Raw genomic sequence first — 22,593 nt, forward strand, 5'->3', positions numbered from 1 at the left:
GACGACGCTCCGCCGTCCCGGCCGTCCCCGCGTCTTCGACCGGGCCCGAGCTGCCGCCCGCGCTCGGCGCAGGATTCCGCTGTGGGCCGCCGCCACCCTCACCGTGCTCGTCTGTCTGTTCCCGGTGTACTGGATGGTCGCCACCGCGTTCCGCCCGTCGCGCGACATCCAGTCGTACGATCCGCGGCTGATCCCGCAGGAGTGGACGCTGGACCACTTCCGGCGGGCCGTGGAGGCCGACGGTTTCGGTCTGTTCTGGCGCAACAGCGTCCTGGTCACCCTGAGCGCCGTCCTGCTCGCGCTCGTCGTCGCCCTCGGCGCCGCGTACGCCGTGGCACGGATGCGCTGGCGCGGCCGACGGCAGTTCGTGCTGGCGGTGTTCATCGCGCAGATGGCGCCGTGGGAGTCACTGATCATCCCGGTCTACATCATCTCCCGCGACACCGGCATGCTCGACCGGCTGCCCACCCTCAGCCTCGTCTACTTCATGATCACCCTGCCGTTCACGCTCGTGGTCCTGCGCGGTTTCATCGCCGGCATCCCGCCGGAACTGGAAGAGGCGGCCCAGGTCGACGGCTGCACGCGCATGGGCGCCTTCCGTCGCGTGGCCTTCCCCCTGCTCGCACCCGGGCTCATGGCGACGTCGCTGTTCGGATTCATCACCGCTTGGAACGAGTTCACCTACGCCAACTTCCTCATCATCAAGCAGCAGGACAACCGCACCCTGCCGGTGTGGCTCTCCTCCTTCCAGTCCTCCTTCGGCACGGACTGGGGAGCAACCATGGCCGCCGCCACCCTTTTCGCGCTCCCCGCGCTGCTCGTCTTCCTCGCTCTCCAGCGCCATGTGACCTCGGGCCTGGCTTCCGGAGCGGTCAAGGGGTGAGGCATCCGAGGCGTCGTCCATGCCCGCCGAGCGATGGCCGAGCCCGCCGACGACCGAACCGCAGCACCGCCGCCCGCAGACCGAGACCGCAGAACCGCCTACCGCAGACCACCGCCCGCCGACCACCGACAACCGACCGCCGGAGACAGATCCCGTGGACCTGCCACGCCCCGAACTCTCCCTCGTACCCCGCCCCCGCACCATGCTCCTGCGCCCCGGGCACTTCCGCATCGACGCCACCACCCGCCTCCGTGTGACGCCGGGCGCCGAGACGGCCGCGCGCCTGCTGCGCGACTGTCTGACGCCGGCCACCGGGCTGCTCCTGGAGCACTGCGACGACGGGGCGTTCGTCCTCGCCGTCGACCCCACGCTCAGCGGCCTGGGCGACGAGGGGTACGGGCTAACCGTCGGTCCGTACGGGGTGCTCCTCCGCGCCGCACGTCCGGCGGGTCTGCTGCGCGGCGTCCAGACCGTACGCCAGCTCCTGCCTGTCCGAGCCCTTTCTCCGGCGCCCGCCGGGGCCCCCACCGAGCGCCCCATCGACCTGGTCCTCCCCGGGGTGGAGATCACGGACGTGCCGGCGCATCCGTGGCGCGGCGCCCTGCTCGACGTCGCCCGCCACTTCCAGCCCGTCTCGTACCTGCGCCGCTACGTCGACCTCCTCGCCCTGCACAAGCTCAATGTCCTCCAGCTCCACCTCACCGACGACCAGGGCTGGCGGATGCCGGTGGCCGCCTATCCCCGGCTCACCGAGATCGGCGGCCATCGCGCCGAGTCGATGGTCGGACCGGCGGGCAGCGACTGCTTCGACGGGCGTCCGCACGGCGGTTCGTACACCCGTGCCGAACTCGCCGGCCTCGTGGCGTACGCGGCCGAACGCGGCGTCACGGTTCTCCCCGAGATCGGCGTGCCCGGGCACGTACGCGCCGCCCTCGCCGCGTACCCGGAACTCGGCAACCACCCCGGCCGCAGGTTGGACGTGTGGACCGAGTGGGGCGTGTGCCGGAACGTCCTCGGTGTCGGCGACCACGTCATCGACTTCTTCCGCACCGTTCTGGACGAGGTGATGGACGTCTTTCCCTCCCCGTACGTCCACATCGGCGGCGACGAATGCCCCACGGACGAGTGGGAGGAGAGCCCGGACGCCGCCGCCCGGGCGGCGCGTGAGGGGCTGTCCGGGCCGAGGGAGCTGCACGGCTGGTTCCTGGGACGGATCGCCGAGCACGTGGTCCGGGCGGGTCGTCGCCCCGTCGCCTGGGCGGAGACCGGCGCGACGCTGCCCGTCGAGTGCACCGTCATGAGCTGGCGGGAGCCCGCCCACGCCTGGGCCGCGGCCCGCCGCGGCCACGACGTGGTGTACGCGGACCACCGCGCCACCTACTTCGACTACGCGCAGGGACCCGGCCCCTGGGAGCCTCCGGCGCAGCCCGGCCGGATCGTCGACCTCGAGACCGTGCACGCGCTCGACCTGACACCGCCGTCGGACGAGCCCGCGCTCGCCGGACGGGTCCTGGGCGCGCAGGGGCAGTTGTGGACCGAGTTCGTCACGACGCCCGAGCACATCGAGTACCTCGCCTTCCCGCGCCTGTGTGCCCTCGCCGAGCGCCTGTGGGACCCGGCCGCCACCGACTGGCGCGACTTCCGCGACCGGCTCACGGGGCACCAGGCGCGTCTCGACGCTCTGGGCGTTCCGCACGCTGCCCCACCTGGCCGTGCTCACGAAGGGGCACACGGCCACCACAACCGCCTCGGCAGCCCGAGCAGCCCCGGCAGCCCCAGCAGCCCTGGCAGCCCTGGCAATCCCAGCAGCCTCGGCCTCCCCGGCAGCGCTGGCAGTCCCGACCTCCTCGGCAACCCCGACGCCCCCGACGCCCCCGGTGCCCCCGGCACCCCCGGCAGCCCCGGCAGCATCGGCCTCCCCGGCAGCCCCAGCAGCCCCGCCTCCGCGACCAGTTGACGCGGGCCGCGTCCGGACCCCTGCCGGCCGCACCACAGCGAACCGCCCGTGCCGCCCCGCCCCTGTCCTCCCGTACCCCACGGGAGTCATCGAAAGGAACAAGGATGAGCACTCGCCCCACCGGCCGCCGATCCCGCGCGGCCCTCGCCCTGACCGCGCTGACGGGAAGCGCCGCCCTGGCCACCCTGCCCGTCACGACCGCCTCCGCGAGCGCCGACGGAGTCGCCGTGCAGTACCGCACCAGCGCCTCGGGAGCCACCGCGGACCAGAGCGAGCCCTGGTTCAAGGTGCGGAACACCGGCTCCACCACGATCCAGCTCAGCCAGGTCAAGGTCCGCTACTACTTCAAGGCCGACTCCCCCACCGCCACCTACCGCTTCGCCTGCTCCTGGGCCGTCCGCGGCTGTGCGGCGATCACCGGCACCTTCGGGACGCCGGCCCACCCCACCGCCACGGCCGACCGCTATCTGGAGGTCGGCTTCACGCCGGGCGCGGGCTCGCTGGCGCCGGGTGCCGACACCGGCGACATGCAGCTGCGCTTCTACCAGTCGAACTGGCAGCCGCTCCGGCAGAGTGACGACTACTCCTTCGGCGCCACCCAGACCGCGTACGCCGACTGGTCCAAGGTCACCGCCCAGGTCGCCGGCACCACCGTGTGGGGCACCGCCCCCGAGGGAAACGACCCGACCGACCCCACCGACCCGACCGACCCCACCGACCCGACCGACCCCACGGATCCGACCGACCCGCCCGGCGGCGGCCAGACGCTCTTCGACGACTTCACCTACACCTCTCACACCGACCCGGCCATATCGGCGCACGGCTGGAGCGTCCGCTCGAACTCCGGCGGGCCCGGTGTGCCCGGAGCCACGTGGGACCCGTCCAAGGTCACCTTCGTCAGCCAGTCCGGGAACACGGTGATGAACCTGGAGACCTCCACCGCCGGCACCGGCGAGTCCACCCGGCACACCGAAGTCCTGACGAAGGCCATGAAGTTCAGGAACGGTACCTACGCCGCCCGCGTCAGGTTCTCCGACGCCCCCAAGTCCGGCCCCGACGGCGACCGTCTCGTGCAGACCTTCTTCACCATCAACGACCTCAAGGCGCCGATGGCGGACGACTACGCCGAGTACGACTTCGAGTACCTGCCCAACGGAGGCTGGGGCGAGCCGGCCAACATCCTCTACACGACCTCGTGGGAGACCTACAACCCCGACCCCTGGCAGGCGGTCAACCAGCACAGCGAGAGCCGGCAGAGCTTCGCCGGCTGGCACGACCTGGTCGTGACCATCGACAACAGCGCGATCAGGTACTACGTCGACGGTCAGCTCTTCGGCACCCATGACGCCGCGTACCTGCCTGAGCGGCCGATGTCGATCAACTTCAACCAGTGGCTCATCGACCTCAACGGCCAGACGTCGACCACCCCTCGCGCGTACGACCAGCAGGTCGACTACGTCCTGCACGTCAAGGACCAGGTCCTCACCCCGGCCCAGGTCGCCGCGAAGATCGCCGCCTACCGGAGCGCGGGCACGGCGTTCGTCGACGAGGTCCCGTCCAGCTGATCGTGACGTGAACGGAGGCGGGCAGCCCGCCGCCCGACCCCGCCCTCCTCGGGTGCGGGGCCGGGCGTCTGCCTGAGCCGTCCGTCGCCCAGCCTTGTCACGCGTCCGCCTTGGCCCTATCGTACGGTCGCCAGAAAGCGCTTTCTATCCTGTGATTCCGCACCACCCGGCATTCGACGACGAACGATTCGGGAGACAGCGATGAGACGACCAGTGGCAGCACGACTCTCCGCGGGCCTCGCCACGATGGCCCTGGCGGCCGTGGCCGGCGTCGTGGTGACGATGCCTCAGGCCACGGCCGCGACGGCTGGAAGCGCGACCGGCTACGCGTCCCAGAACGGCGGTACCACCGGCGGGGCCGGCGGACGGACGGTACGGGCCACCACCGGCACCGCCATCCACGCGGCCCTGTGCTCGCGGGCCAGTAGCAGCACCCCGATCGTCATCGAGGTCGAGGGGACCATCAACCACGCCAACACCGCGAAGGTGTCCGGCAGCAGCTGCAACACCGCCGACGGAGTCATCGAGCTCAAGCAGATCAGCAACGTCACCATCGTCGGCGTCGGCAGCGGTGCCGTCTTCGACCAGCTCGGCATCCACATCCGCGAGGCCGCCAACATCATCGTCCAGAACGTGACGGTGCGGAACGTCAAGAAGTCCGGGTCACCGATCTCCAACGGCGGTGACGCCATCGGCATGGAGAGCAACGTCCGCAACGTCTGGGTCGATCACGTCACCCTGGAGGCGTCGGGCGGCGAGTCGGAGGGGTACGACGGACTCTTCGACATGAAGGACAACACGCAGTACGTGACCCTGTCCTACAGCGTTCTGCGCAACTCCGGCCGTGGCGGCCTCGTCGGCTCCAGCGAGACCGAGCTCTCGAACGGGTTCATCACCTACCACCACAACCTCTACGAGAACATCGACTCCCGCACGCCCCTGCTCCGCGGCGGCATCGCGCACATGTACAACAACTACTACCTGAAGCTCAACGAATCCGGCATCAACTCCCGTGCCGGGGCCCGCGCCAAGGTGGACGCCAACTACTTCAAGGACTCCAAGGACGTCCTCGGCACCTTCTACACCGACGCGGCCGGCTACTGGCAGGTGAGCGGCAACGTCTTCGACAACGTCACCTGGTCGGCACCGGGGACGGACTACAACCCCGCCGGCCCCGACGTGCGGTCGAACACCACCGTGAGCATCCCGTACGCCTACGCCCTGGACGCGGCCTCCTGCGTACCGGCCGTCGTGAGCCGGACGGCCGGGGCCGGCACGGGCCTGCTGGTGTCGGACGGCTCCTGCACGCCGCAGACGCCGACGCCGGCACCGACCTCGACGACGCCCACGCCGACTCCGACTCCGACTCCGACTCCGACTCCGACTCCGACTCCGACTCCGACCGGCGGCACTCCCACGCCCACCCCGACGGCAAGCACGCCCACGGGGACCAACCTGAGCATCGGGGCCGGCTCCGACGGCTCCAGCAAGGCCGACGGGACGAGTTACGGCAACGTCCGCGACGGCAGCATGAGCACGTACTGGTCACCGGCCGGCGCGACCGGCTCGATCTCCGTCAAGTGGGGCTCGGCCGTGTCCGTTGCCACGATCAACATCCGGGAGGCGGCCGGATCCGCGGGGACCATCCGCACCTGGCGGGTGATCAACGCGGACACCGGCACCGTGCTGGCCTCCGGCACGGGCGCGGGCGTCATCACCTTCCCGCGGACCTCGCTGAGCAAGGTCACCTTCGAGATCACGGGCTCGACGGGTACGCCGAAGGTCGCCGAGTTCGAGACGTACGCGGGGTAGCCACAGACCGGGACGGCCTTCCGGCCGGGTGACGACGGGCTGGTCCTGCGCCGGGGCGCCGGGCCGGCCCTTCGGCTTCCGCCGGGGAAGTGCGCGCTGACGGCACGGGCGCTCTCGCTCGAACATGACCCGAAGGGTCCGGATGAGGTACGAAGTGCTGCGTGAATGATCAGTCCATCAGTGCGGCCACCAGCGCGACCATCCGCGTCTTCATCGCCCTCGCCCCGCCCGACCACGCGAAGGACGAGCTGGCGCGGCAGCTGCGCCCCGCCCTCGACACGTACCCCGACCTGCGCTGGAACCGTATCGAGGACTGGCACATCACCCTGGCGTTCCTCGGCGAGCTGCCGGTCACCGCGGTGCCACCGCTGCGCGCCGCGCTGGCGGGCCTCGCCGCGGGCCGCCGGCCACTGGAGCTGGCTCTGCGCGGGGCCGGTCACTTCGACGAGCGGGTGCTGTGGAGCGGTGTCGAGGGCGACCTGGAAGGACTGCACCTGCTGACGTCCGACGTACGGGCCGTGGTCAAGGACCGCGGCATCCCGTACGTGGACCGGCCGCTGCGTCCGCATCTGACCCTGGCCAGGGCTCGGCGGGGCGACGCGACGTCCGTCACGCGGCTTGCCGCTGACCTGGCGGGATTCTCCGGCCGCGGGTGGCCGACGGAGCGGCTGCACCTGGTGGGCAGCAACTTCGGGCGCGGTCCGGGACCGATCCGCTACCAGGACATCGAGTCCTGGCCGTTCGAAGGGCGCTGAGTCCGCTCCGGCGGCCTGCCGGACGCACGAGCACCGGTGCGACCGGAGGTGAGTCGTGTCTCATCCGGACGGGCTTGCTATGCAACAAGGTGCATAGCAAGATCGGGGGCATGGCGCTCGACCACGCGATCCTCGTGTCCCTGCTCGAGAAGCCCGGATCCGGATACGAGCTGGCCCGGCGCTTCGAGCGGTCCATCGGGTATTTCTGGACCGCCACCCACCAGCAGATCTACCGCGTGCTCAAGCGCATGGAGGCCGACGGCTGGGTCGACGTCCGTGACGTGCCGCAGGTCGGGCGGCCGGACAAGAAGGAGTACTCCGTCGCCGCCGCCGGACGGGACGCGCTCTCCGCGTGGCTGGGCGCGCCGATCGAGCCCGAGAGCGTACGGCACGATCTCGCCGTGAAGATCCGGGGCGCCGCCTTCGACGACCCCGCCGCCCTCATCGGCGAGGTCGAACGGCACCGGCAGGCTCACCGGGACCGCCTCGCCCACTACCTCGCGGGCGAGGCACGGGACTTCGGAGCACCGCCGGCCGCGGACGGCGGTCCTCCCGACGCCGAACGGGAGCTCCAGCACGTCGTGCTGCGCGGCGGCATCGCGTACGAGCGGATGATGATCGACTGGCTCGACGACGTCCTCTCCACCCTCGCCCGGTTCGGACCGGGCCCTGAGCCCGGGCACGAGTCCGAGCCCGGGGCCGGGCACGAGTCCGAGCCCGGGGCCGGGCACGAGTCCGAGCCCGGGGCCGGGCGCTGAGCACGCGGCCCCGAGCACTGACCCCGAGCACTGACCCCGAGCACTGTTCCAAGCCTCCGAACCGGCCGCCGGAGCGAGGGCCCTGACCCCGGACTCCGAACCCAGGCGCCAGGCCGCGGCGGTCGGACCCGGGCCCGGGCGCCGCGCCCGGGCCCGCACGGCTGGAGCCGAGCCCTGGGCTCCGCTCCCACCTCCAGCATCACCACCCTCATCCCGATCCGGAAAGGCGGACGTCATGGCCGACCCGCTGCTGTTCAACCCGCACACCTACGACCCGGCGCACTTCGACCCGGAGACGCGCCGCCTCCTGCGCGCCACCGTCGACTGGTTCGAAGCGCGCGGCAAGCGCCGGATCATCGAGGACTACCGGACCCGGGCCTGGCTCGGCGACTTCCTCGCCTTCGCCGCCGAGGAAGGCCTCTTCGCGACCTTCCTCACGCCCGCCTCCGCCGCCGGGGAGCCGGAGGGTGACAAGCGCTGGGACACCGCCCGCATCGCCGCGCTCAACGAGATCCTCGGCTTCTACGGCCTCGACTACTGGTACGCCTGGCAGGTCACCATCCTCGGGCTCGGCCCGGTCTGGCAGAGCGACAACGCGGCCGCACGCGCCCGCGCCGCCGAACTCCTCGCCCAGGGAGAGGTGTTCGCCTTCGGGCTCTCCGAGAAGTCGCACGGTGCCGACATCTACTCCACCGACATGCTCCTGGAGCCCGACGGCGCCGGCGGCTTCCGCGCCACCGGCTCCAAGTACTACATCGGCAACGGCAACGCGGCCGGCCTCGTCTCCGTCTTCGGCCGCCGCACCGACGTCGAAGGCCCCGACGGCTACGTCTTCTTCGCCGCCGACAGCCGCCACCCGGCCTACCACCTCGTCAAGAACGTCGTCGACTCCTCGAAGTTCGTCAGCGAGTTCCGACTCGAGGACTACCCCGTCGCCGCCGAGGACGTGCTGCACACCGGTCGCGCCGCCTTCGACGCCGCCCTCAACACCGTCAACGTCGGCAAGTTCAACCTCTGCACCGCCTCGATCGGCATCTGCGAGCACGCGATGTACGAGGCCGTCACCCACGCGCAGAACCGCATCCTGTACGGCCGGCCGGTCACCGCCTTCCCGCACGTGCGGCGCGAGCTGACCGACGCGTACGTCCGGCTCGTCGGCATGAAGGCGTTCAGCGACCGCGCCGTCGACTACTTCCGGACCGCCGGACCCGACGACCGCCGCTACCTCCTCTTCAACCCGATGACGAAGATGAAGGTGACGACGGAGGGCGAGAAGGTCATCGACCTGATGTGGGACGTCATCGCCGCCAAGGGCTTCGAGAAGGACAACTACTTCGCCCAGGCGGCCGTGGAGATCCGCGGACTGCCCAAGCTGGAGGGCACGGTCCACGTCAACCTCGCGCTGATCCTCAAGTTCATGCGCAACCACCTGCTCGACCCGGTCGCGTACGAGCCCGTCCCGACCCGTCTCGACGCGGCCGACGACGACTTCCTCTTCCGGCAGGGCCCGGCCCGCGGCCTCGGTTCGGTCCGCTTCCACGACTGGCGGCCGGCCTTCGACGCGTACGCGCACCTGGCGAACGTGAGCCGCTTCCGCGAACAGGCCGACGCGCTCTGCGAGTTCGTGCTCAAGGCCGCTCCGGACGAGGAGCAGAGCCGCGACCTGGACCTCCTCCTCGCCGTCGGCCAGCTCTTCGCGCTCGTCGTCCACGGCCAGCTGGTCCTGGAACAGGCCGCGCTCACCGGCCTGGACGAGGACGTGCTCGACGAGCTCTTCGCCGTCCTCGTACGGGACTTCTCGGCGTACGCCGTCGAGCTGCACGGCAAGGACTCCGCGACCGAGCAGCAGCAGCTGTGGGCGCTCGGCGCCGTCCGACGGCCCGTCGTCGACGAGGCGCGCTCGGCGCGCGTGTGGCAGCGGGTGGAGGCCCTCTCGGGGACGTACGAGATGGCCCCCTGAGCCACCCGGGACCAGCCGTCGTATGGTCCTGGGCATGCAGCGCAGCGATGTCACGCAGGACGACGGCAGGTGGGTCGGGCTGTCCCTGGACGTACGGGGCCGGCCCCGGCCCGGGCTGTGCGTGTTCAGTGCCGGATCGCGACTGCTGATCTCCCAGCAGTCGCGGCCCGTGCTGCTCGCCATCGTGGACGAGCAGCTCGACGGCGTGGACTTCTGGCGCACGGAGGAGTACCGCTCCTTCGTGCCGCCGTTGCGCGCCGATGTGGCACGCGCCCTGGCCGGCAGCCCTCAGCGGTGGGCGCATCGCTTCGCGCAGTACCTGGCCGACTCGCCGGAGAGCCCGTTGCACGAGGGCCGATGGCTGCTCTCGTGCGAGAGCCCGCTCCGGCACTGGCGCCACGCCGGCGAATCTCATGCCGAGTACTGGGGCTCGATGCTGGTCGAGGGGCATCCCGAGGGTTACCTCGACTGGTTCTTCCATGCCACTTCGTGGGAGGTCCTGCCGCTGCGGCCCATGCCCGACGCCCAGGACGGCCGGGTGAAGGCGTACCGCAAGCAGGCCCGTGAAGGGACGCTCCCACCCGTTCTCCTGTGGTGGGTGAGCGGTCTGGACTGTCATCTGATCCTGGACGGTCACGCGCGGCTCGCCGCGGCGGTCGCCGAATCCGTCGAGCCCCCGTTGCTGCAGTTGCAGCGCACGCTGCCGGGGGACGTCCTGGCCGAGCGGACCGACGAGGCCGTGGCCTTCTACGAAGGCGAACTGGCGCGCTTCGCGCAGCTCCGCGCCCTCCACGGCCCCACGGTGCCGGACGGCGCAGCCACCGCCGGCCCCCAGCTCGTCCGCCTGCTCCACGATCTGAACACCGTGACGCAGCCGACCTGGGCCTGGCCCCTGCCCGGCGGGGAGGACCAGTGGCGTCGCATCGCTCGCGAGGTGACGGCCGACCGGGAGTGGCCCCCTTCCTGAACGTCCGCCGTGCGCACACGGTCGGACCGGCTGGGCGGAGTGGCTGGTCGTACCGGCTGGGCGGAGTGGCTGGTCGGACCGGCTGGGCGGACCGGCTGGGTGGAGTAACCAATCGGACAGGCGTGGCCTACGGCCAGATGGCGCACGTGCCGCGCGCCGGAGCAGCGGCCGTGGGCGGGGTGGCCGATGCTGGGCGTCGGACCGCCTGTCACACCCGCGGGGCGTCCGTCGCCGCACCTGAGGAGGCAATACGTGCCCGTTTCCGCCCTCGGAGCCCGCACCGGTCGGCGTGTCGTCCGGCGAGCGGTCGCCGCGGCCCTGGTGGCCGGGGCCGTGCTGACCGGTACGGCGGCGGCACCCGGCGCCGCCGGCGGACCGCCGCCCGTCGGCCATGGCCCTCATGACGAGGCGCTTCAACGCGCCCTGGCCGAGCTGGTCGCCGCGCCGGGCGGGCCGCCGGGGGCGATCGCCGTGCTCACCCGGGACGGCATGCGGCGGGTCTACCGGGCCGGCACGGCCGAGGTGGGTACGGGGCGCCCGCCGCGGGCCGGGGACCACATGCGCATCGCGAGCGCGGCCAAGGCGTTCAGCGGGGCCGTGGCCCTCAGTCTGGTGGACCGGCGTGCGCTGGGACTCGACGAGACGATCGGCGAGCGGCTGCCCCACCTCCCGGTGGCCTGGCACGCGGTGACGCTGCGCCAGCTGCTCCGGCACACCAGCGGTCTGCCGGACTTCAGCCGGAGCAAGGCGTTCCAGGACATCGTCCGCGCGGATCCCCGGCACCACTTCGAGTCACGCCGGCTGCTGGACTTCGTGGCCGACCAGGGCCTCGCCTTCCCGCCCGGAAGCCGCTACGCCTACTCGAACTCGGACAACATCGCGGTCGCCCTGATGGCCGAGCAGGCCACGGGACGGCCGTACGAGTCGCTGCTGCGCGAACTGGTCTACCGGCCGCTCGGCCTTCGCGAGACCAGCCTGCCGCAGGGCTACCGGCTGCCCCGCCCGTACCTGCACGGCTACGACACGGCTCCCGGTGAGCCGCCGGAGGACGTCAGCGAGGCGGTCAGCGCGTCCGGCGCCTGGGCCTCGGGCGGCATCGTCTCGACGCCGGCCGACCTCTCCGCCTTCATCGGCGGCTACGCGGGCCCCGGGCTGCTGACCCCGGTCACCCGCCGTGCCCAGCAGGACTTCCTGCCCGGCGGCGCCTCCCAGCCCGCCGGTCCCGGGACCAACTCGGCGGGACTCGCGTTGTTCCGCTACGACACCCGGTGCGGGACCGTCCTCGGCCACACCGGCAACACCCCTGGCTACACCCAGTTCGCCGCGGCCACTCCCGACGGCCGGCGCACGGTCACGGTCTCCGTGACCAGCCAGGTCCCGCTCGACCCGGCGCTGCTCGCCCGGCTGCGGACGACCGAGGAGAAGTTCGTGTGCGCGTTGCTGGAGCACGGACGCCCCTGAGGACGGCCGGGCGAGGGCAGACGGCCGGGCGCGGACGGGCAGCCGGGCAATCGGGCAATCGGGCAATCGGGCAATCGGGCAATCGATAACGGCTGAAATTAGCCCGGGCTGGGGTGAACAGGTGCCTACGCGCTGGTAACTTGCGGGAGTTGATCAAGGTCGAGGCCCCTTCACGGAGCCGTCGGCCCGCGCCACCCCCCAACCAAGGAACCACATTGGCACGCACCATCCGCACGATGGCCCTCCCGCTCGCCCTCTCCGCCCTCCTGCTGTCCGCCGCACCGGCCGCCGCCGACGCTCCCACCCCGCACCTGGACGCGGTGGAGCAGTCCCTGCGCCAGGTCTCCCCCGGCCTGGAGGGCTCCGTCTGGGAGCGCACGGCGGGGAACCGGCTGGGCGCATCCGCCCCTGGCGCCCCGGACTGGCTGCTCCAGACGCCCGGCTGCTGGGGCGATCCCACCTGCGCCGACCGCGCCGGCTCCCGGCGCCTGCTGGAGAAGGTCCGCGAGGACATCGCGAACGCCCGGCACAGCGTGGACATATCCACGCTGGCGCCGTTTCCCAACGGCGGCTTCCAGGACGCGATCGTGGCCGGTCTGAAGGAGGCGACGCAGAAGGGCAACCGGCTCCAGGTCCGCATCCTGGTCGGCGCCGCGCCTGTCTACCACGCCAACGTGATTCCGTCCTCGTACCGCGACGAGCTGGTGAGGAAGCTCGGCCCCGCGGCGTCGAGCGTCACCCTCAACGTGGCCTCGATGACGACGTCGAAGACGGGCTTCTCCTGGAACCACTCCAAGCTGGTGGTGGTGGACGGGAGTTCGGTGATCACCGGCGGCATCAACAGCTGGAAGGACGACTACCTCGACACGTCCCACCCGGTGAACGACGTCGACCTCGCGCTGTCCGGCCCGGCGGCGGGCTCCGCCGGCCGCTACCTCGACACGCTGTGGGACTGGACGTGCCGCAACAAGAGCAGCTGGACGGCCGTCTGGTTCGCCTCCTCCGACGGTGCGGGATGCATGCCGACGCTGCCCCGCCCCGCCGCCCCTGCCGACGGAGGCGACGTCCCCGCTCTTGCGGTGGGCGGCCTCGGTGTCGGCATCCGGAAGAACGACCCGTCCTCGTCGTTCAAGCCCGTCCTGCCGACGGCCTCCGACACCACCTGCGGATTCGGGGTGCACGACTACACCAACGCCGACCGCGACTACGACACGGTCAACCCGGAGGAGAGCGCGCTGCGGGCACTGGTCGCGAGCGCGACCGAGCACATCGAGATCTCTCAGCAGGACCTGAACGCCACCTGCCCGCCGCTGCCCCGCTACGACATCCGGCTCTACGACACCCTCGCCGCGAAACTCGCCGCGGGCGTGAAGGTACGCATCGTCGTCAGCGACCCGGCCAACCGGGGGGCGCTCGGCAGCGACGGCTACTCGCAGATCAAGTCGCTGTCCGAGGTGAGCGACGCCCTGCGGGGCCGCCTCAAGGCCCTCACCGGTGACGAGCCGAAGGCGAGGGCCGCGATGTGCCGGAACCTCCAGCTGGCGTCCTTCCGCGCCTCGGACAAGCCGACGTGGGCGGACGGCAAGCCGTACGCCCAGCACCACAAGCTGGTCTCGGTGGACGACTCGGCCTTCTACATCGGCTCGAAGAACCTGTACCCCTCCTGGCTCCAGGACTTCGGCTACGTGATCGAAAGCCCCGCCGCCGCACGCCAGCTGGCGGACGGGCTGCTGGCCCCGCAGTGGAAGTACTCGCAGGCGACCGCGACGTACGACTACGCGCGCGGCGTCTGCCAGCCCTGACGCCCCTCCGCCCCCTCGGGCCGGCACGTACACCGGCCCGAGGCGTGGCCGCCCGCCGCCCCGCTTGAGCCGCCAAGCCACCGACGATTCTCTGCCCGTTACTGCACGGCCGATCCAGGTTCCCCGGGCAAGGCCGAGGGCTCGCGCATCCTCCTCCAGCCCGCCCGTGGGGACGACGCCGAAAAGGCGTTTCGTCCTGGCGAAGGTGTTGGTCAAGCCAATCGCGGGGATGGCTGGGCTTCGGCCAGCCGCAGCAGTTCTCCGTCCTCGTCGTAGAGCTCAAGGCTGAACCGCAGGCCGAACCGGGTCACCAGCGCTGCCAGGTCCTCGAACCGGTCGGGATCGACCACTCCGTGGAGGAGCGTGTGCTCGTCCGTCGGGTCGATCTCCAGACGGCACCAGCCGGTCTCGACCTCGTACGAGTCCCACGACGTCGATCTGGAGCTCCAGCCGGCACCGACGAACCGCTCGGCCAGCGACGCCGCACTCGCGTCCTGGGCCAGGCTGCCGTACACGTTGTTGTCGAGCTCAAGCCAGACGGGATCGAGCGGCCGGCCCTCATCGGATAGGTCCACCGCTGGATTATGGACGAGACCGGGGTCCTCCGTCGCGCGCGTTGTCCACGTCCGTGAGGGCGATCGTGTCGGTCATCAGGCCGCCGCCCGCCGACGGTCGGTCGGCTACGCGCCGCGTCGTACGCGGGCGGCCCTGCGGGCTTCGGCCGTGCGGCGGGCCTCGGCGGACTTGCGGGACTCGTTCTTGGCGCGGCCGGGTTTTCCGGGGACGGTGCCCATGCCGCGGAAGGGGGCGTTGCCGCGGCGGTCGTGGCCCGCGCCGTCGGGGGTGGCGGAAGGGGTCCTGGCTCCGGTGATGCGGCGCAGTTCGGGGTCGCCGGGGCGGGTCTTGGTGATCCGGGGGCGGATGCCCGCGTCCGTGAGGAGTCGCGCCATGTCGCGGCGCTGGTCGGGCAGGACCAGGGTGACGACGCTTCCCGAGGCCCCGGCCCGAGCCGTGCGGCCGCCGCGGTGGAGGTAGTCCTTGGGGTCGGTGGGCGGGTCGACGTTGACGACGAGGTCGAGGGCGTCGACGTGGATGCCGCGGGCGGCGACGTTCGTCGCCACCAGGACGTCGACCGCCCCGGTCCTGAAACGGTCAAGGGTGTCGGTTCGCTGGGGCTGGGACTTGCCGCCGTGCAGGGCGGCGGCCCGTACGCCGCTGGCCACGAGGTGCCGGGTGAAGCGGTCGACGGCGTGCTTGGTGTCCAGGAACATGATCACCCGCCCGTCCCGCGCGGCGATCTCCGTGGCGGTGGCGAACTTGTCGGCACCATGGACGTGGAGCACGTGGTGCTCGACGGTGGAGCCGGTCTCCCCGGCGGGGTCGACGGCGTGGACCACCGGGTCCCGCAGGTACCGGCGGACCAGGAGCTCGACGTCCTGGTCCAGCGTGGCCGAGAACAGCATCCGCTGGCCGCCGGGCGGCACCTGGTCGAGCAGTTCGGTCACCTGGGGCAGGAACCCCATGTCGGCCATCTGGTCGGCCTCGTCGAGGACCGTGATCTCCACCTGGTCCAGGCGGCAGGCCCTGCGTTCGACGAGGTCCCTGAGGCGGCCCGGGGTGGCGACGAGAACCTCGGCCCCGGCGCGCAGCTCGCCCGCCTGCCGGCCCGACTGCAGGCCGCCGACGACCGTGGCGAGGCGCAGTTTCAGGGCCTGGGCGTACGGGGCGAGCTCCTCGGACACCTGCTGGGCCAGCTCGCGCGTCGGGACGAGGACCAGGGCGAGCGGCTTCTTCGCGTCGGCGCGCCGGCCGGCCGTGCGGGCGAGGAGCGCGAGCCCGAACGCGAGGGTCTTGCCGGAGCCCGTACGCCCCCGGCCGAGCACGTCACGGCCCGCGAGGGCGCTGGGCAGGGTGGCGGACTGGATCGGGAACGGCGCCGTGACGCCTCGGCGGGCCAGTGTCGTCAGGACCGCGGCGGGCAGCTCCATGTCGTCGAAGCGCTCCGCGGCCGGGAGCGGGGAGGTGCCGGTGTCGCCGGTGAGATCGGCGAGGCCGGTGAGATCTCCCGTACGGGCCGAGGGGTTCATGGGTGCCGTGCCTTCGTCGATGGGATGCCCACCAAGGAAAACACGGCGGGGCTGGGCCGGTCGAATCCCCTGGATCATGCTGCGGCGGGTGGTGTCCTGGCCGGTCGGCGCCCGGGGGCGTGTTCCTCTGCGGCGCCGGGCGGAGCGCGGCACGGTGGCCCTGGCGCTGGGAGAGGAAGTCGGGAAGGCTGGCCCGCATGATCTCAGTAGTGCAGAACGTGGCGATCGACTGTGCGGACCCCTACGAGCTGGCCCGCTTCTGGAGCGCGGTGACGGGCCGCCCGCTCGATCCGGACAGCGGACCCGGGGACCGGGAGACCCAGGTGCTGCTGGGCGAGGGCCCCGTTCTGTACTTCAACCAGGTGCCCGAGCCGAAGACGGCCAAGAACCGGATCCACCTGTGCCTCCGTCCCGACACCTCACGTGATCTGGAGGTGGAGCGGCTCCTCGGGCTCGGCGCCACCCTCGTCAACGACCTCCGGAACGACGACGGCTCGGGCTGGGCGGTCCTCGCCGACCCCGAGGGCAACGAGTTCTGCGTGCTCCGCAGCGACTCCGACCGGGACGGCATGAAGCCGGCATGAGGCCCGCGGTTACGTCCCCCGCGGCTCCGCTCCCGTGCGCTCGGCGCCGTGCGCCTCGGGCGGGCCGCCTCGGCGGGCTCGTACCCATCGCACCAGGCGCGTGACGCCGTAGCCGAGCAGCCAGGGCAGCACCGTGATGGCCCCGACGTACACCGCCAGGTAGCCGAGGAAGTCGGTCAGGTGGGGCGGCAGCTCCTTCGCGCCGTCCACCCGCACCGGGCGGTCCCATCGGCTCAGCGGGAAGATCATGACGATCGCCGAGGTCATCACCGGGTACAGCGGGACCAGCACCGACCACCACCTGCGTCGCGGACCGGGGCCCGAGCCGCACCACGCCCCCAGCAGCAGCATGGCGAACGGTCCGAAGAACACCCACAGCACCGCCGGAATGAGCAGCAGCACCCACCACTCGTCGGAGTACCCGAACATCATCAGCGCCCCCCAGCTGAAGTCGCCCGCCACCCCCGGCGGGCTCCTCCCCGTCCCGTACCCGCGTCAACGCGTCCCCCACAGCCAAGCACGGCCCGGTCGAGAACGGCAGCGATATTCGACGGGCCGGGCTCGGCACCCGACGCAGTGGTGTGCGGGCGTCAGTCCGCGTCGCGCGGGTCGAACGACTCCGTGTCGACCGTCAGCCTCTCGGGAAACGCGCCGGCGACGGCGTCCCACCGGACGAACTTGAAGTTGGTGCCTTCGCGGTCACCGTCGGCAGGGGTGGCCTCGCCGTCGTGGGTGACCAGCATGCCCTGCGGGAAGGCTCGGCCCAGCGGCACGTTGACCACTGTGGAGCCGTCGGAGTGCTGCACCCCGTCGACCGCGCCGTCGGCGAGGCGGAAGGAGCCGACGTAGTCGTTGTCCCCGTCGCGCTCGTACACGGCGAAGGTGTTGTCGCCCTGGCTGGAGGCCAGGACGTATCCGGTGCCGTCCTGCGCGTGGTAGACCGTGACGCCCTCGGCGTCGGCGCTCAGGTGCTCACCGCCGAAGCCGGGGTCGCCGGCGGTGTCGAGGACGCATTCCTCCTCCTCGGCGTCGTACGTCCAGGGCGTGCCGTACTCGCGGACGCGGTCGACCAGCTGCGGGTCCTCGAACTCCGCGTCGTCCAGGTCGATGCGCCACAGGCCGACGCGCTCCTGCGCGGCGTACAGCACGTGCTCCTCCTGGTCGACGGCCATGCCCTCGACCTGGGGCCGCTCGCCGGGGTCCGCGCAGGGCGTCCAGTCCTGGCCGTTCGGCAGGGTGAAGGTGGTGGGCAGGTCGAGGGTGTCCTCGGTGCCGTAACCGACGCGCCCGTCACGGTCCTTCAGACGCAGCAGCCGCAGGCGGGTCTCCTCGCGTCGCGACACCACCACGTAGGCCTCGTCGTCGTCGCTGAAGGCGGTCAGGCCGTAGGAGGTGCGCTGCTCGTCCACCTCGGCCTCGTCGGCGGCGAACACCGGCGGCGCGGTGGGGTCGGTGACGTCCCTCAGCGGCGGCCGGCCCTCGGCGACGGCGCGCGGGTCGATCGCGTAGGCGCGGACGCGGTCGCGGCCGCGGTCGCTGACGAGGGCGAGGTCCGTCTTGCGGCCGCCGAGCTCGAAGCCGTAGACGATGTCGACGTTGTTGAAGCGGCCCGGCTTGGCGTCCTCCCCGGGGGCCTGGGGCGCGGCGACGTGCTGGAGGCGGCGGCCGTCGAGGCCGTAGACGTCCAGGCCGGCCTCCTTCAGCGTGCCGATCACGATGCTGCGGCCCGGGTTCGCGGGGTCGACCCAGACGGCCGGGTCGTCGGCGTCGGCGTTGCCGCCCGCCTCGTCGTCGTAGACGGCGGGGGTCTCCACCGTGGCGGTGAGGGTCACAGGCGCCGCGGGGCCGGTCGTCAGGGCGAACGCGGTGGTCAACGCGGTCAGCGTGCTGAGAGCGAATGCGCTCACGTTACTCCTCGGTAAGAGTGTGGTCGCGGTGAACCTACGAGTGATCTTCGAGTGACCGGCGACCGCGTTCGTACGCGAGGGTGAACGGCCCCTGAATCCTCGCCCCTGCCGCTCGCCTCCGGACGGCCCCGGGCGGGGGCTCGGCCGGGCCGAGCCGGCGCCCTCGACAGGGCGGGCGGTGACGTGCCGCGCCGTGAGCCCGGCAACGGGACATGCCCGGCGGCCTGCGGTATGCCTTTCGCATGGATCCCCACCGAAGCGCCTTCGTCCCCCGCCTCACCCGGCGTGGCGGCAAGCTGCTGCCGGCCGTGCCCTTCCTGCTGATCGCGGCGGTGACGGTGGTGGACGTCCTGGTCCCGCCCGAGGTCCACCTCGGGCCGTTCCTGATCGCGGCGCCCGCGGTGACGGCTTCGTTCGCGGGGCCGCGGATGACGGCGTTCGTGGGGGCGGTCGCGGTGCTCGCCCAGTCGGTGGTGGCGGTCGCGCGGACGAGCCTCACGGATCTCAACCACACCTATCAGATCGTCGCGCTGATCCTGATCTCGGTCATCGTGACCTTCTTCGCCCATCTGCGTGAGCGGGACGAGGGCAGGGTGACGCGGCTGCGCTCCATCGCCCACGCCGCCCAGAGCGTCGTCCTGCGACCGCTGCCCCACCGGGCCGGGCCGCTGCGCATCGCATCGGTCTACCTGGCGGCCGAGGAGGAGGCGCAGATGGGAGGCGATCTGTACGCGGCGGCCCGTACGGCGTCGGGGACCCGGCTGCTGATCGGCGACGCCAGGGGCAAGGGGCTGGACGCGATCAGCGAGGCGTCGCTGGTCCTGGGCGCCTTCCGGGTCACGGCCGCGCGGGAGCGGGAGCTGCCGGAGCTGGTCAGGCACCTGGAGGCGGGCGTCGGTTCGGCCGAGATCAACGGTGCGACGGGAGTGGGCTCAGGTGCGGGACCGGGTGCCGCGGGGGACGACCACACGGACGAGGCTTTCGTCACCGCGGTCGTCCTGGACATCCCCGACCGTGAGCCGGTGGTCCGGTTCGTGAACTGCGGTCACCCGCCGCCGCTGCTCCTCAGGGAGGGCCGGGTGATCTCGCTCGACGCGGGCGGGGCGAGCCCTCCGCTGGGCCTGTCGGACGTCCTGGCCCCCGACGTGACGGTGGAGACCTTTGCCTTCGACGTCGGAGACGTGCTGCTGCTGTACACGGACGGGGTCGTCGAGGCCCGGGACCGCTCGCGCGCCTTCTATCCGCTGACGGAACGGCTCACGGCCTGGGCCGGGGACGATCCGCAGACGTTGCTCGACCGGCTGCGCGCCGATCTCCAGGCGTACGCGGGCGGTCATCTCGGCGACGACGCGGCCCTCGTCGCGGTCGAGCGGCTCGCGGCGGGGCCGTAGGCGTCATCGCAGCCGGGCCGTAGGCGTCATCCCAGCGGGGCCGTAGGCGTCATGTCCGACCGCCCACGGCCCCGGTGGTTCCGACGGTTCCTCGGCCCCCGAGCGGTCAGGGCTTGGCCGCGCGCAGCTTCTTGAGGGTTCCGCCGACGGGGATGAGGCCGTCGCCGCCGGGCTTCATCTGCTTGGGGTCCACGGGGAGGGCCTTCGTGACGGGGGCGGTGTCGAGCGGAAGGGCTTCGGTGACGTTGCCGACGCCTCCGGCGTGCGCGGGAGCGGCGATGGCGACGCCGGTGAGGGTGAGCATGGCGGCAGTGACGATCTTCTTCATGCCTGGAGGAACGATCGGCTCCGGTCCGGGTCACGCGCGGAGGGACGCTGGGGCGTCCTGCGGTGCCTGAGGTTGACGACGGCCGCCCTGACGAGGGCGCGGGGACTGAGGAAGCGCATCGGTCGGATGAGTCGGCCGGCGGAGAGGGAGCCCTGGTCTGGCCGCCCGGGCTCGCTCTTGCCGCCGGCGCCCTGTTCCACCGCGCCATCACCCCGGCCGGCACCGGACGGAGGTCGTGACGAGCGGACGGGTCGGCGGCGTGGCACCTGCCGGCAGGGGATGCCCAGCGCGTACAGGTATGTCCTGATCCCTTCGATCCGAGGAGCCCCCGCATGAGGACCATCCGTTCCCCGCACCGCCGCACTGCCCTGGCCGCCCTCGTCGCCGCCTCCGCTCTCTTCCTCGCCGGCTGTGGTGACAACGGCGACGGCTCTGCCGCCGCCTCTCCCAGCCCCACCACGTCCGCCTCGGTCCCGGCAGGCGAACACAACCAGGCGGACGTGGACTTCGCGCAGGGCATGATCCCGCACCACCGCCAGGCCGTCACGATGTCCGACATGGCCGCGACCCGGGCCTCCTCCAGCGAGGTCAAGGCCCTCGCCGCGAAGATCAAGAAGGCTCAGGAGCCGGAGATCGCGACCATGTCCGCCTGGCTGACGTCCTGGGGCGAAGAGGTTCCCCAGGGCATGGACGGAATGGACGGGATGGACCACGGTGACGCCTCGTCCATGCCCGGCATGATGAGCGACCAGCAGATGGACGACATGCGAGGCGCCTCCGGCAAAGCCTTCGACACCATGTTCCTGACCATGATGATCAAGCACCACGAAGGCGCCGTCGACATGGCCGAGACCGAGAAGAAGGAGGGCTCCTACGGCCCTGCCAAGGACCTCGCCGACGACATCATCACCGCACAGAAGGCGGAGATCACCCAGATGAAGCAGATGCTCGGCACGAACTGACCACGGCGCCGGGCGGGCGGCAGGTCGTCTCGGGAGCAGAAGTCGGGACAGCGGCCCGGGCACACGGCGGAGGTGCGGCCGGGCGCGGTCGCGCCGAGGGGCGACGGGGCCGCTGGACAGGCCTTCCCGGGCGCCGGGTAGGGTCTCGGCGTGATCACGGCTCGGGCTCCCTTCAGCGCGACGCGGTCCCGGCCAACGGCCGGACCGCTGCGGTTGCTGTGGCTGGCCGCTCTGCTGTTCGCCTTCCTCTACACCCACGCTGCCGGCGCCGACAGTGCCTCCGCGCACGTCACCGGCGGCGCCGCGGTACCCCAACTGGCCTCCACCAGCTCCGGCGACGCCCACCACGGCGGGACTCCAGATCGACGCGACGACGGCCAGGGGCACTCCCATGCTGCCGAGGAGTGCGCCTCGCCCCACCCGCAGCACGGCTGCGAGCTGCCCGGTCCGCACCCCGATCCCCTCGCAGGACAGACCTCCCCCTCTGGAGAGGGCAAGCCCCAGGCGTGGACCCTGACGCGGTCCTCCGGCCTCCCACCCTTGCGCAGTTCCCTCAGCTCAGTGGTGCAGCAGGTATAGATCCGGGCCGTTTGCCCCGATCTGCCCCCTCCTCATCGCCTGCCCCGGTCGCCTGGCACACGGCGCCCACCGGGCGGTGAGGCACGCTCGCCACACCCCAAGGAACTCGTACACATGACCTCCGCCCAGCTCCTCGACACCGGCACGGCCGACAGCGGGCTCGACGCTCCGCCCATGGGACGGGCCGCCCGGCGCAAGGCCGGCTCCTCCCGGAAGCGCCCACTGGCCGCCCGGTACCTCGGCTACGTCGGCTACTTCGTCGGCGCCGGCCTCATCAGCGGCGCCGTTGTCCACCACCCGCTCGACCCCGACCGCTACACCCGTATCGCCGCCTACGGCGCGCTCGTCTTCCTCGCCGCCACCATCCTCAACGAGGTCCTCCTCACCCGCGAGAGGCCGGGCCTGGGTCGCACGCTCGTGGTGGTCGGCTCCTCGCTGCTCCTCTCCTTCGGCATCGGCATGCTCAGCGGAGGCCTTCAGCACTTCGACGACTTCCCCGCCCGCGGCGCCGTCCTCGTCCCCGTCGGCCTCGTCGTCTCCTTCGTCACCTTCGTGATCAAGGACGCCGACACTCCCTGGCAGCGCATCTTCAGCGTGTTCGGTCTGACCGTCGTCGTGGTGGCGGCCCTCGCGTTCTTCGGGCTGCGTGAGGTCGCAGCCTCGATGGAGACGTCCTCCAGCGGGCACGACCACGGCACTGCCGAGGAGCCCGCGGCGGACGAGCACGCACCCGCCCCCGGCTCCCCTAGCGATGCGGTGACGGATCCGGTCACCACCACCCCGCCTGCGCCGGCTTCCACACCGTCGTCCCATGACGACGGACACGCCCACTGAA

The 22,593-nt window shown here is 71.9% G+C and carries 20 protein-coding genes; 15 read left to right on the forward strand and 5 right to left on the reverse strand.

Annotated elements, in window-relative coordinates:
* Nucleotides 1-73: 73 nt before the first annotated feature.
* From ACFWJO_RS14840 to ACFWJO_RS14885, 10 genes are all read left to right on the forward strand, one after another.
* Nucleotides 74-883 carry a carbohydrate ABC transporter permease gene (locus tag ACFWJO_RS14840; protein WP_386865265.1) on the forward strand — a complete coding sequence of 270 codons (810 nt, stop codon included), beginning with the start codon at nt 74-76 and terminating at the stop codon, nt 881-883.
* Between the two features lie 154 nt (nt 884-1,037).
* Nucleotides 1,038-2,840 (forward strand): family 20 glycosylhydrolase, encoded by a 1,803-nt coding sequence (locus ACFWJO_RS14845; protein ID WP_386865098.1) that lies wholly within the window; start codon nt 1,038-1,040, stop codon nt 2,838-2,840.
* A 104-nt stretch (nt 2,841-2,944) separates the two neighbouring features.
* Nucleotides 2,945-4,405 carry a cellulose binding domain-containing protein gene (locus ACFWJO_RS14850; protein ID WP_386865099.1) on the forward strand — a complete coding sequence of 487 codons (1,461 nt, stop codon included), beginning with the start codon at nt 2,945-2,947 and terminating at the stop codon, nt 4,403-4,405.
* 201 nt (nt 4,406-4,606) lie between these two features.
* A complete protein-coding gene (locus ACFWJO_RS14855; RefSeq protein WP_386865100.1) occupies nt 4,607-6,217 on the forward strand; it encodes a polysaccharide lyase family 1 protein in 1,611 nt (536 codons plus the stop codon).
* A gap of 161 nt (nt 6,218-6,378) precedes the next feature.
* Nucleotides 6,379-6,972, forward strand: a complete 594-nt coding sequence (gene thpR, locus ACFWJO_RS14860; protein WP_386865101.1) for an RNA 2',3'-cyclic phosphodiesterase — start codon at nt 6,379-6,381, stop codon at nt 6,970-6,972.
* A 110-nt stretch (nt 6,973-7,082) separates the two neighbouring features.
* Complete coding sequence (locus ACFWJO_RS14865) at nt 7,083-7,730, forward strand: PadR family transcriptional regulator (RefSeq protein WP_386865102.1); 648 nt, start codon at nt 7,083-7,085, stop codon at nt 7,728-7,730.
* 235 nt (nt 7,731-7,965) lie between these two features.
* The gene (locus ACFWJO_RS14870; protein ID WP_386865103.1) at nt 7,966-9,690 is read left to right on the forward strand and encodes an acyl-CoA dehydrogenase family protein; all 1,725 of its coding nucleotides are present in this window, start codon (nt 7,966-7,968) and stop codon (nt 9,688-9,690) included.
* Nucleotides 9,691-9,724: 34 nt separating this feature from the next.
* Nucleotides 9,725-10,657, forward strand: coding sequence for a hypothetical protein (locus ACFWJO_RS14875; RefSeq protein WP_386865104.1), 933 nt, complete (start codon nt 9,725-9,727; stop codon nt 10,655-10,657).
* Nucleotides 10,658-10,843: 186 nt separating this feature from the next.
* Nucleotides 10,844-12,118 carry a serine hydrolase domain-containing protein gene (locus ACFWJO_RS14880; protein WP_386865105.1) on the forward strand — a complete coding sequence of 425 codons (1,275 nt, stop codon included), beginning with the start codon at nt 10,844-10,846 and terminating at the stop codon, nt 12,116-12,118.
* Between the two features lie 215 nt (nt 12,119-12,333).
* Complete coding sequence (locus ACFWJO_RS14885; protein ID WP_386865106.1) at nt 12,334-13,920, forward strand: phospholipase; 1,587 nt, start codon at nt 12,334-12,336, stop codon at nt 13,918-13,920.
* 212 nt (nt 13,921-14,132) lie between these two features.
* Here the strand turns inward: ACFWJO_RS14885 and ACFWJO_RS14890 are convergent, their stop codons facing one another.
* Both ACFWJO_RS14890 and ACFWJO_RS14895 read right to left on the reverse strand, forming a co-directional pair.
* Nucleotides 14,133-14,495, reverse strand: a complete 363-nt coding sequence (locus ACFWJO_RS14890; protein ID WP_386865107.1) for a hypothetical protein — start codon at nt 14,493-14,495, stop codon at nt 14,133-14,135.
* Between the two features lie 105 nt (nt 14,496-14,600).
* On the reverse strand, nt 14,601-16,007 hold the full coding sequence (locus ACFWJO_RS14895; RefSeq protein ID WP_386865108.1) for a DEAD/DEAH box helicase: 1,407 nt from the start codon (nt 16,005-16,007) through the stop codon (nt 14,601-14,603).
* 197 nt (nt 16,008-16,204) lie between these two features.
* Between ACFWJO_RS14895 and ACFWJO_RS14900 the strand changes: the two genes are divergently transcribed.
* Complete coding sequence (locus ACFWJO_RS14900; protein ID WP_386865109.1) at nt 16,205-16,591, forward strand: VOC family protein; 387 nt, start codon at nt 16,205-16,207, stop codon at nt 16,589-16,591.
* Nucleotides 16,592-16,600: 9 nt separating this feature from the next.
* Here the strand turns inward: ACFWJO_RS14900 and ACFWJO_RS14905 are convergent, their stop codons facing one another.
* Nucleotides 16,601-17,053: a hypothetical protein gene (locus ACFWJO_RS14905; RefSeq protein WP_386865110.1), complete on the reverse strand. Its 453-nt coding sequence runs from the start codon at nt 17,051-17,053 to the stop codon at nt 16,601-16,603.
* 128 nt (nt 17,054-17,181) lie between these two features.
* Nucleotides 17,182-18,498, reverse strand: a complete 1,317-nt coding sequence (locus tag ACFWJO_RS14910; RefSeq protein ID WP_386865111.1) for a phytase — start codon at nt 18,496-18,498, stop codon at nt 17,182-17,184.
* Nucleotides 18,499-18,740: 242 nt separating this feature from the next.
* Between ACFWJO_RS14910 and ACFWJO_RS14915 the strand changes: the two genes are divergently transcribed.
* On the forward strand, nt 18,741-19,889 hold the full coding sequence (locus ACFWJO_RS14915) for a PP2C family protein-serine/threonine phosphatase (protein ID WP_386865112.1): 1,149 nt from the start codon (nt 18,741-18,743) through the stop codon (nt 19,887-19,889).
* A gap of 106 nt (nt 19,890-19,995) precedes the next feature.
* On the opposite strand, the gene ACFWJO_RS14920 is transcribed toward ACFWJO_RS14915, so the two are convergent.
* The gene (locus ACFWJO_RS14920) at nt 19,996-20,217 is read right to left on the reverse strand and encodes a hypothetical protein (RefSeq protein ID WP_386865113.1); all 222 of its coding nucleotides are present in this window, start codon (nt 20,215-20,217) and stop codon (nt 19,996-19,998) included.
* Between the two features lie 332 nt (nt 20,218-20,549).
* Between ACFWJO_RS14920 and ACFWJO_RS14925 the strand changes: the two genes are divergently transcribed.
* The 3 genes from ACFWJO_RS14925 (at nt 20,550) to ACFWJO_RS14935 (ending at nt 22,592) form a co-directional block, all read left to right on the forward strand.
* Nucleotides 20,550-21,179 (forward strand): DUF305 domain-containing protein, encoded by a 630-nt coding sequence (locus ACFWJO_RS14925; protein WP_386865114.1) that lies wholly within the window; start codon nt 20,550-20,552, stop codon nt 21,177-21,179.
* 150 nt (nt 21,180-21,329) lie between these two features.
* Nucleotides 21,330-21,758, forward strand: coding sequence for a hypothetical protein (locus ACFWJO_RS14930; protein ID WP_386865115.1), 429 nt, complete (start codon nt 21,330-21,332; stop codon nt 21,756-21,758).
* Nucleotides 21,759-21,872: 114 nt separating this feature from the next.
* Nucleotides 21,873-22,592: a hypothetical protein gene (locus ACFWJO_RS14935; RefSeq protein WP_386865116.1), complete on the forward strand. Its 720-nt coding sequence runs from the start codon at nt 21,873-21,875 to the stop codon at nt 22,590-22,592.
* Nucleotide 22,593 lies beyond the last annotated feature (1 nt).

The sequence above is a fragment of the Streptomyces sp. NPDC127092 genome (genome assembly GCF_042722475.1).
GTDB lineage: Bacteria > Actinomycetota > Actinomycetes > Streptomycetales > Streptomycetaceae > Streptomyces.

Excerpts from the sequence above, each read along its gene's own strand:
- ACFWJO_RS14925 (WP_386865114.1), top strand. The coding sequence starts at position 20,550 with ATGAGGACCATCCGTTCCCCGCACCGCCGCACTGCCCTGGCCGCCCTC.
- ACFWJO_RS14900 (WP_386865109.1), top strand. The coding sequence starts at position 16,205 with ATGATCTCAGTAGTGCAGAACGTGGCGATCGACTGTGCGGACCCCTAC.
- ACFWJO_RS14920 (WP_386865113.1), bottom strand. The coding sequence starts at position 20,217 with ATGAAGAAGATCGTCACTGCCGCCATGCTCACCCTCACCGGCGTCGCC.
- ACFWJO_RS14865 (WP_386865102.1), top strand. The coding sequence starts at position 7,083 with ATGGCGCTCGACCACGCGATCCTCGTGTCCCTGCTCGAGAAGCCCGGA.
- ACFWJO_RS14895 (WP_386865108.1), bottom strand. The coding sequence starts at position 16,007 with ATGAACCCCTCGGCCCGTACGGGAGATCTCACCGGCCTCGCCGATCTC.
- ACFWJO_RS14935 (WP_386865116.1), top strand. The coding sequence starts at position 21,873 with ATGACCTCCGCCCAGCTCCTCGACACCGGCACGGCCGACAGCGGGCTC.
- ACFWJO_RS14875 (WP_386865104.1), top strand. The coding sequence starts at position 9,725 with ATGCAGCGCAGCGATGTCACGCAGGACGACGGCAGGTGGGTCGGGCTG.
- ACFWJO_RS14915 (WP_386865112.1), top strand. The coding sequence starts at position 18,741 with ATGGATCCCCACCGAAGCGCCTTCGTCCCCCGCCTCACCCGGCGTGGC.
- ACFWJO_RS14880 (WP_386865105.1), top strand. The coding sequence starts at position 10,844 with ATGCTGGGCGTCGGACCGCCTGTCACACCCGCGGGGCGTCCGTCGCCG.
- ACFWJO_RS14855 (WP_386865100.1), top strand. The coding sequence starts at position 4,607 with ATGAGACGACCAGTGGCAGCACGACTCTCCGCGGGCCTCGCCACGATG.
- ACFWJO_RS14870 (WP_386865103.1), top strand. The coding sequence starts at position 7,966 with ATGGCCGACCCGCTGCTGTTCAACCCGCACACCTACGACCCGGCGCAC.
- ACFWJO_RS14850 (WP_386865099.1), top strand. The coding sequence starts at position 2,945 with ATGAGCACTCGCCCCACCGGCCGCCGATCCCGCGCGGCCCTCGCCCTG.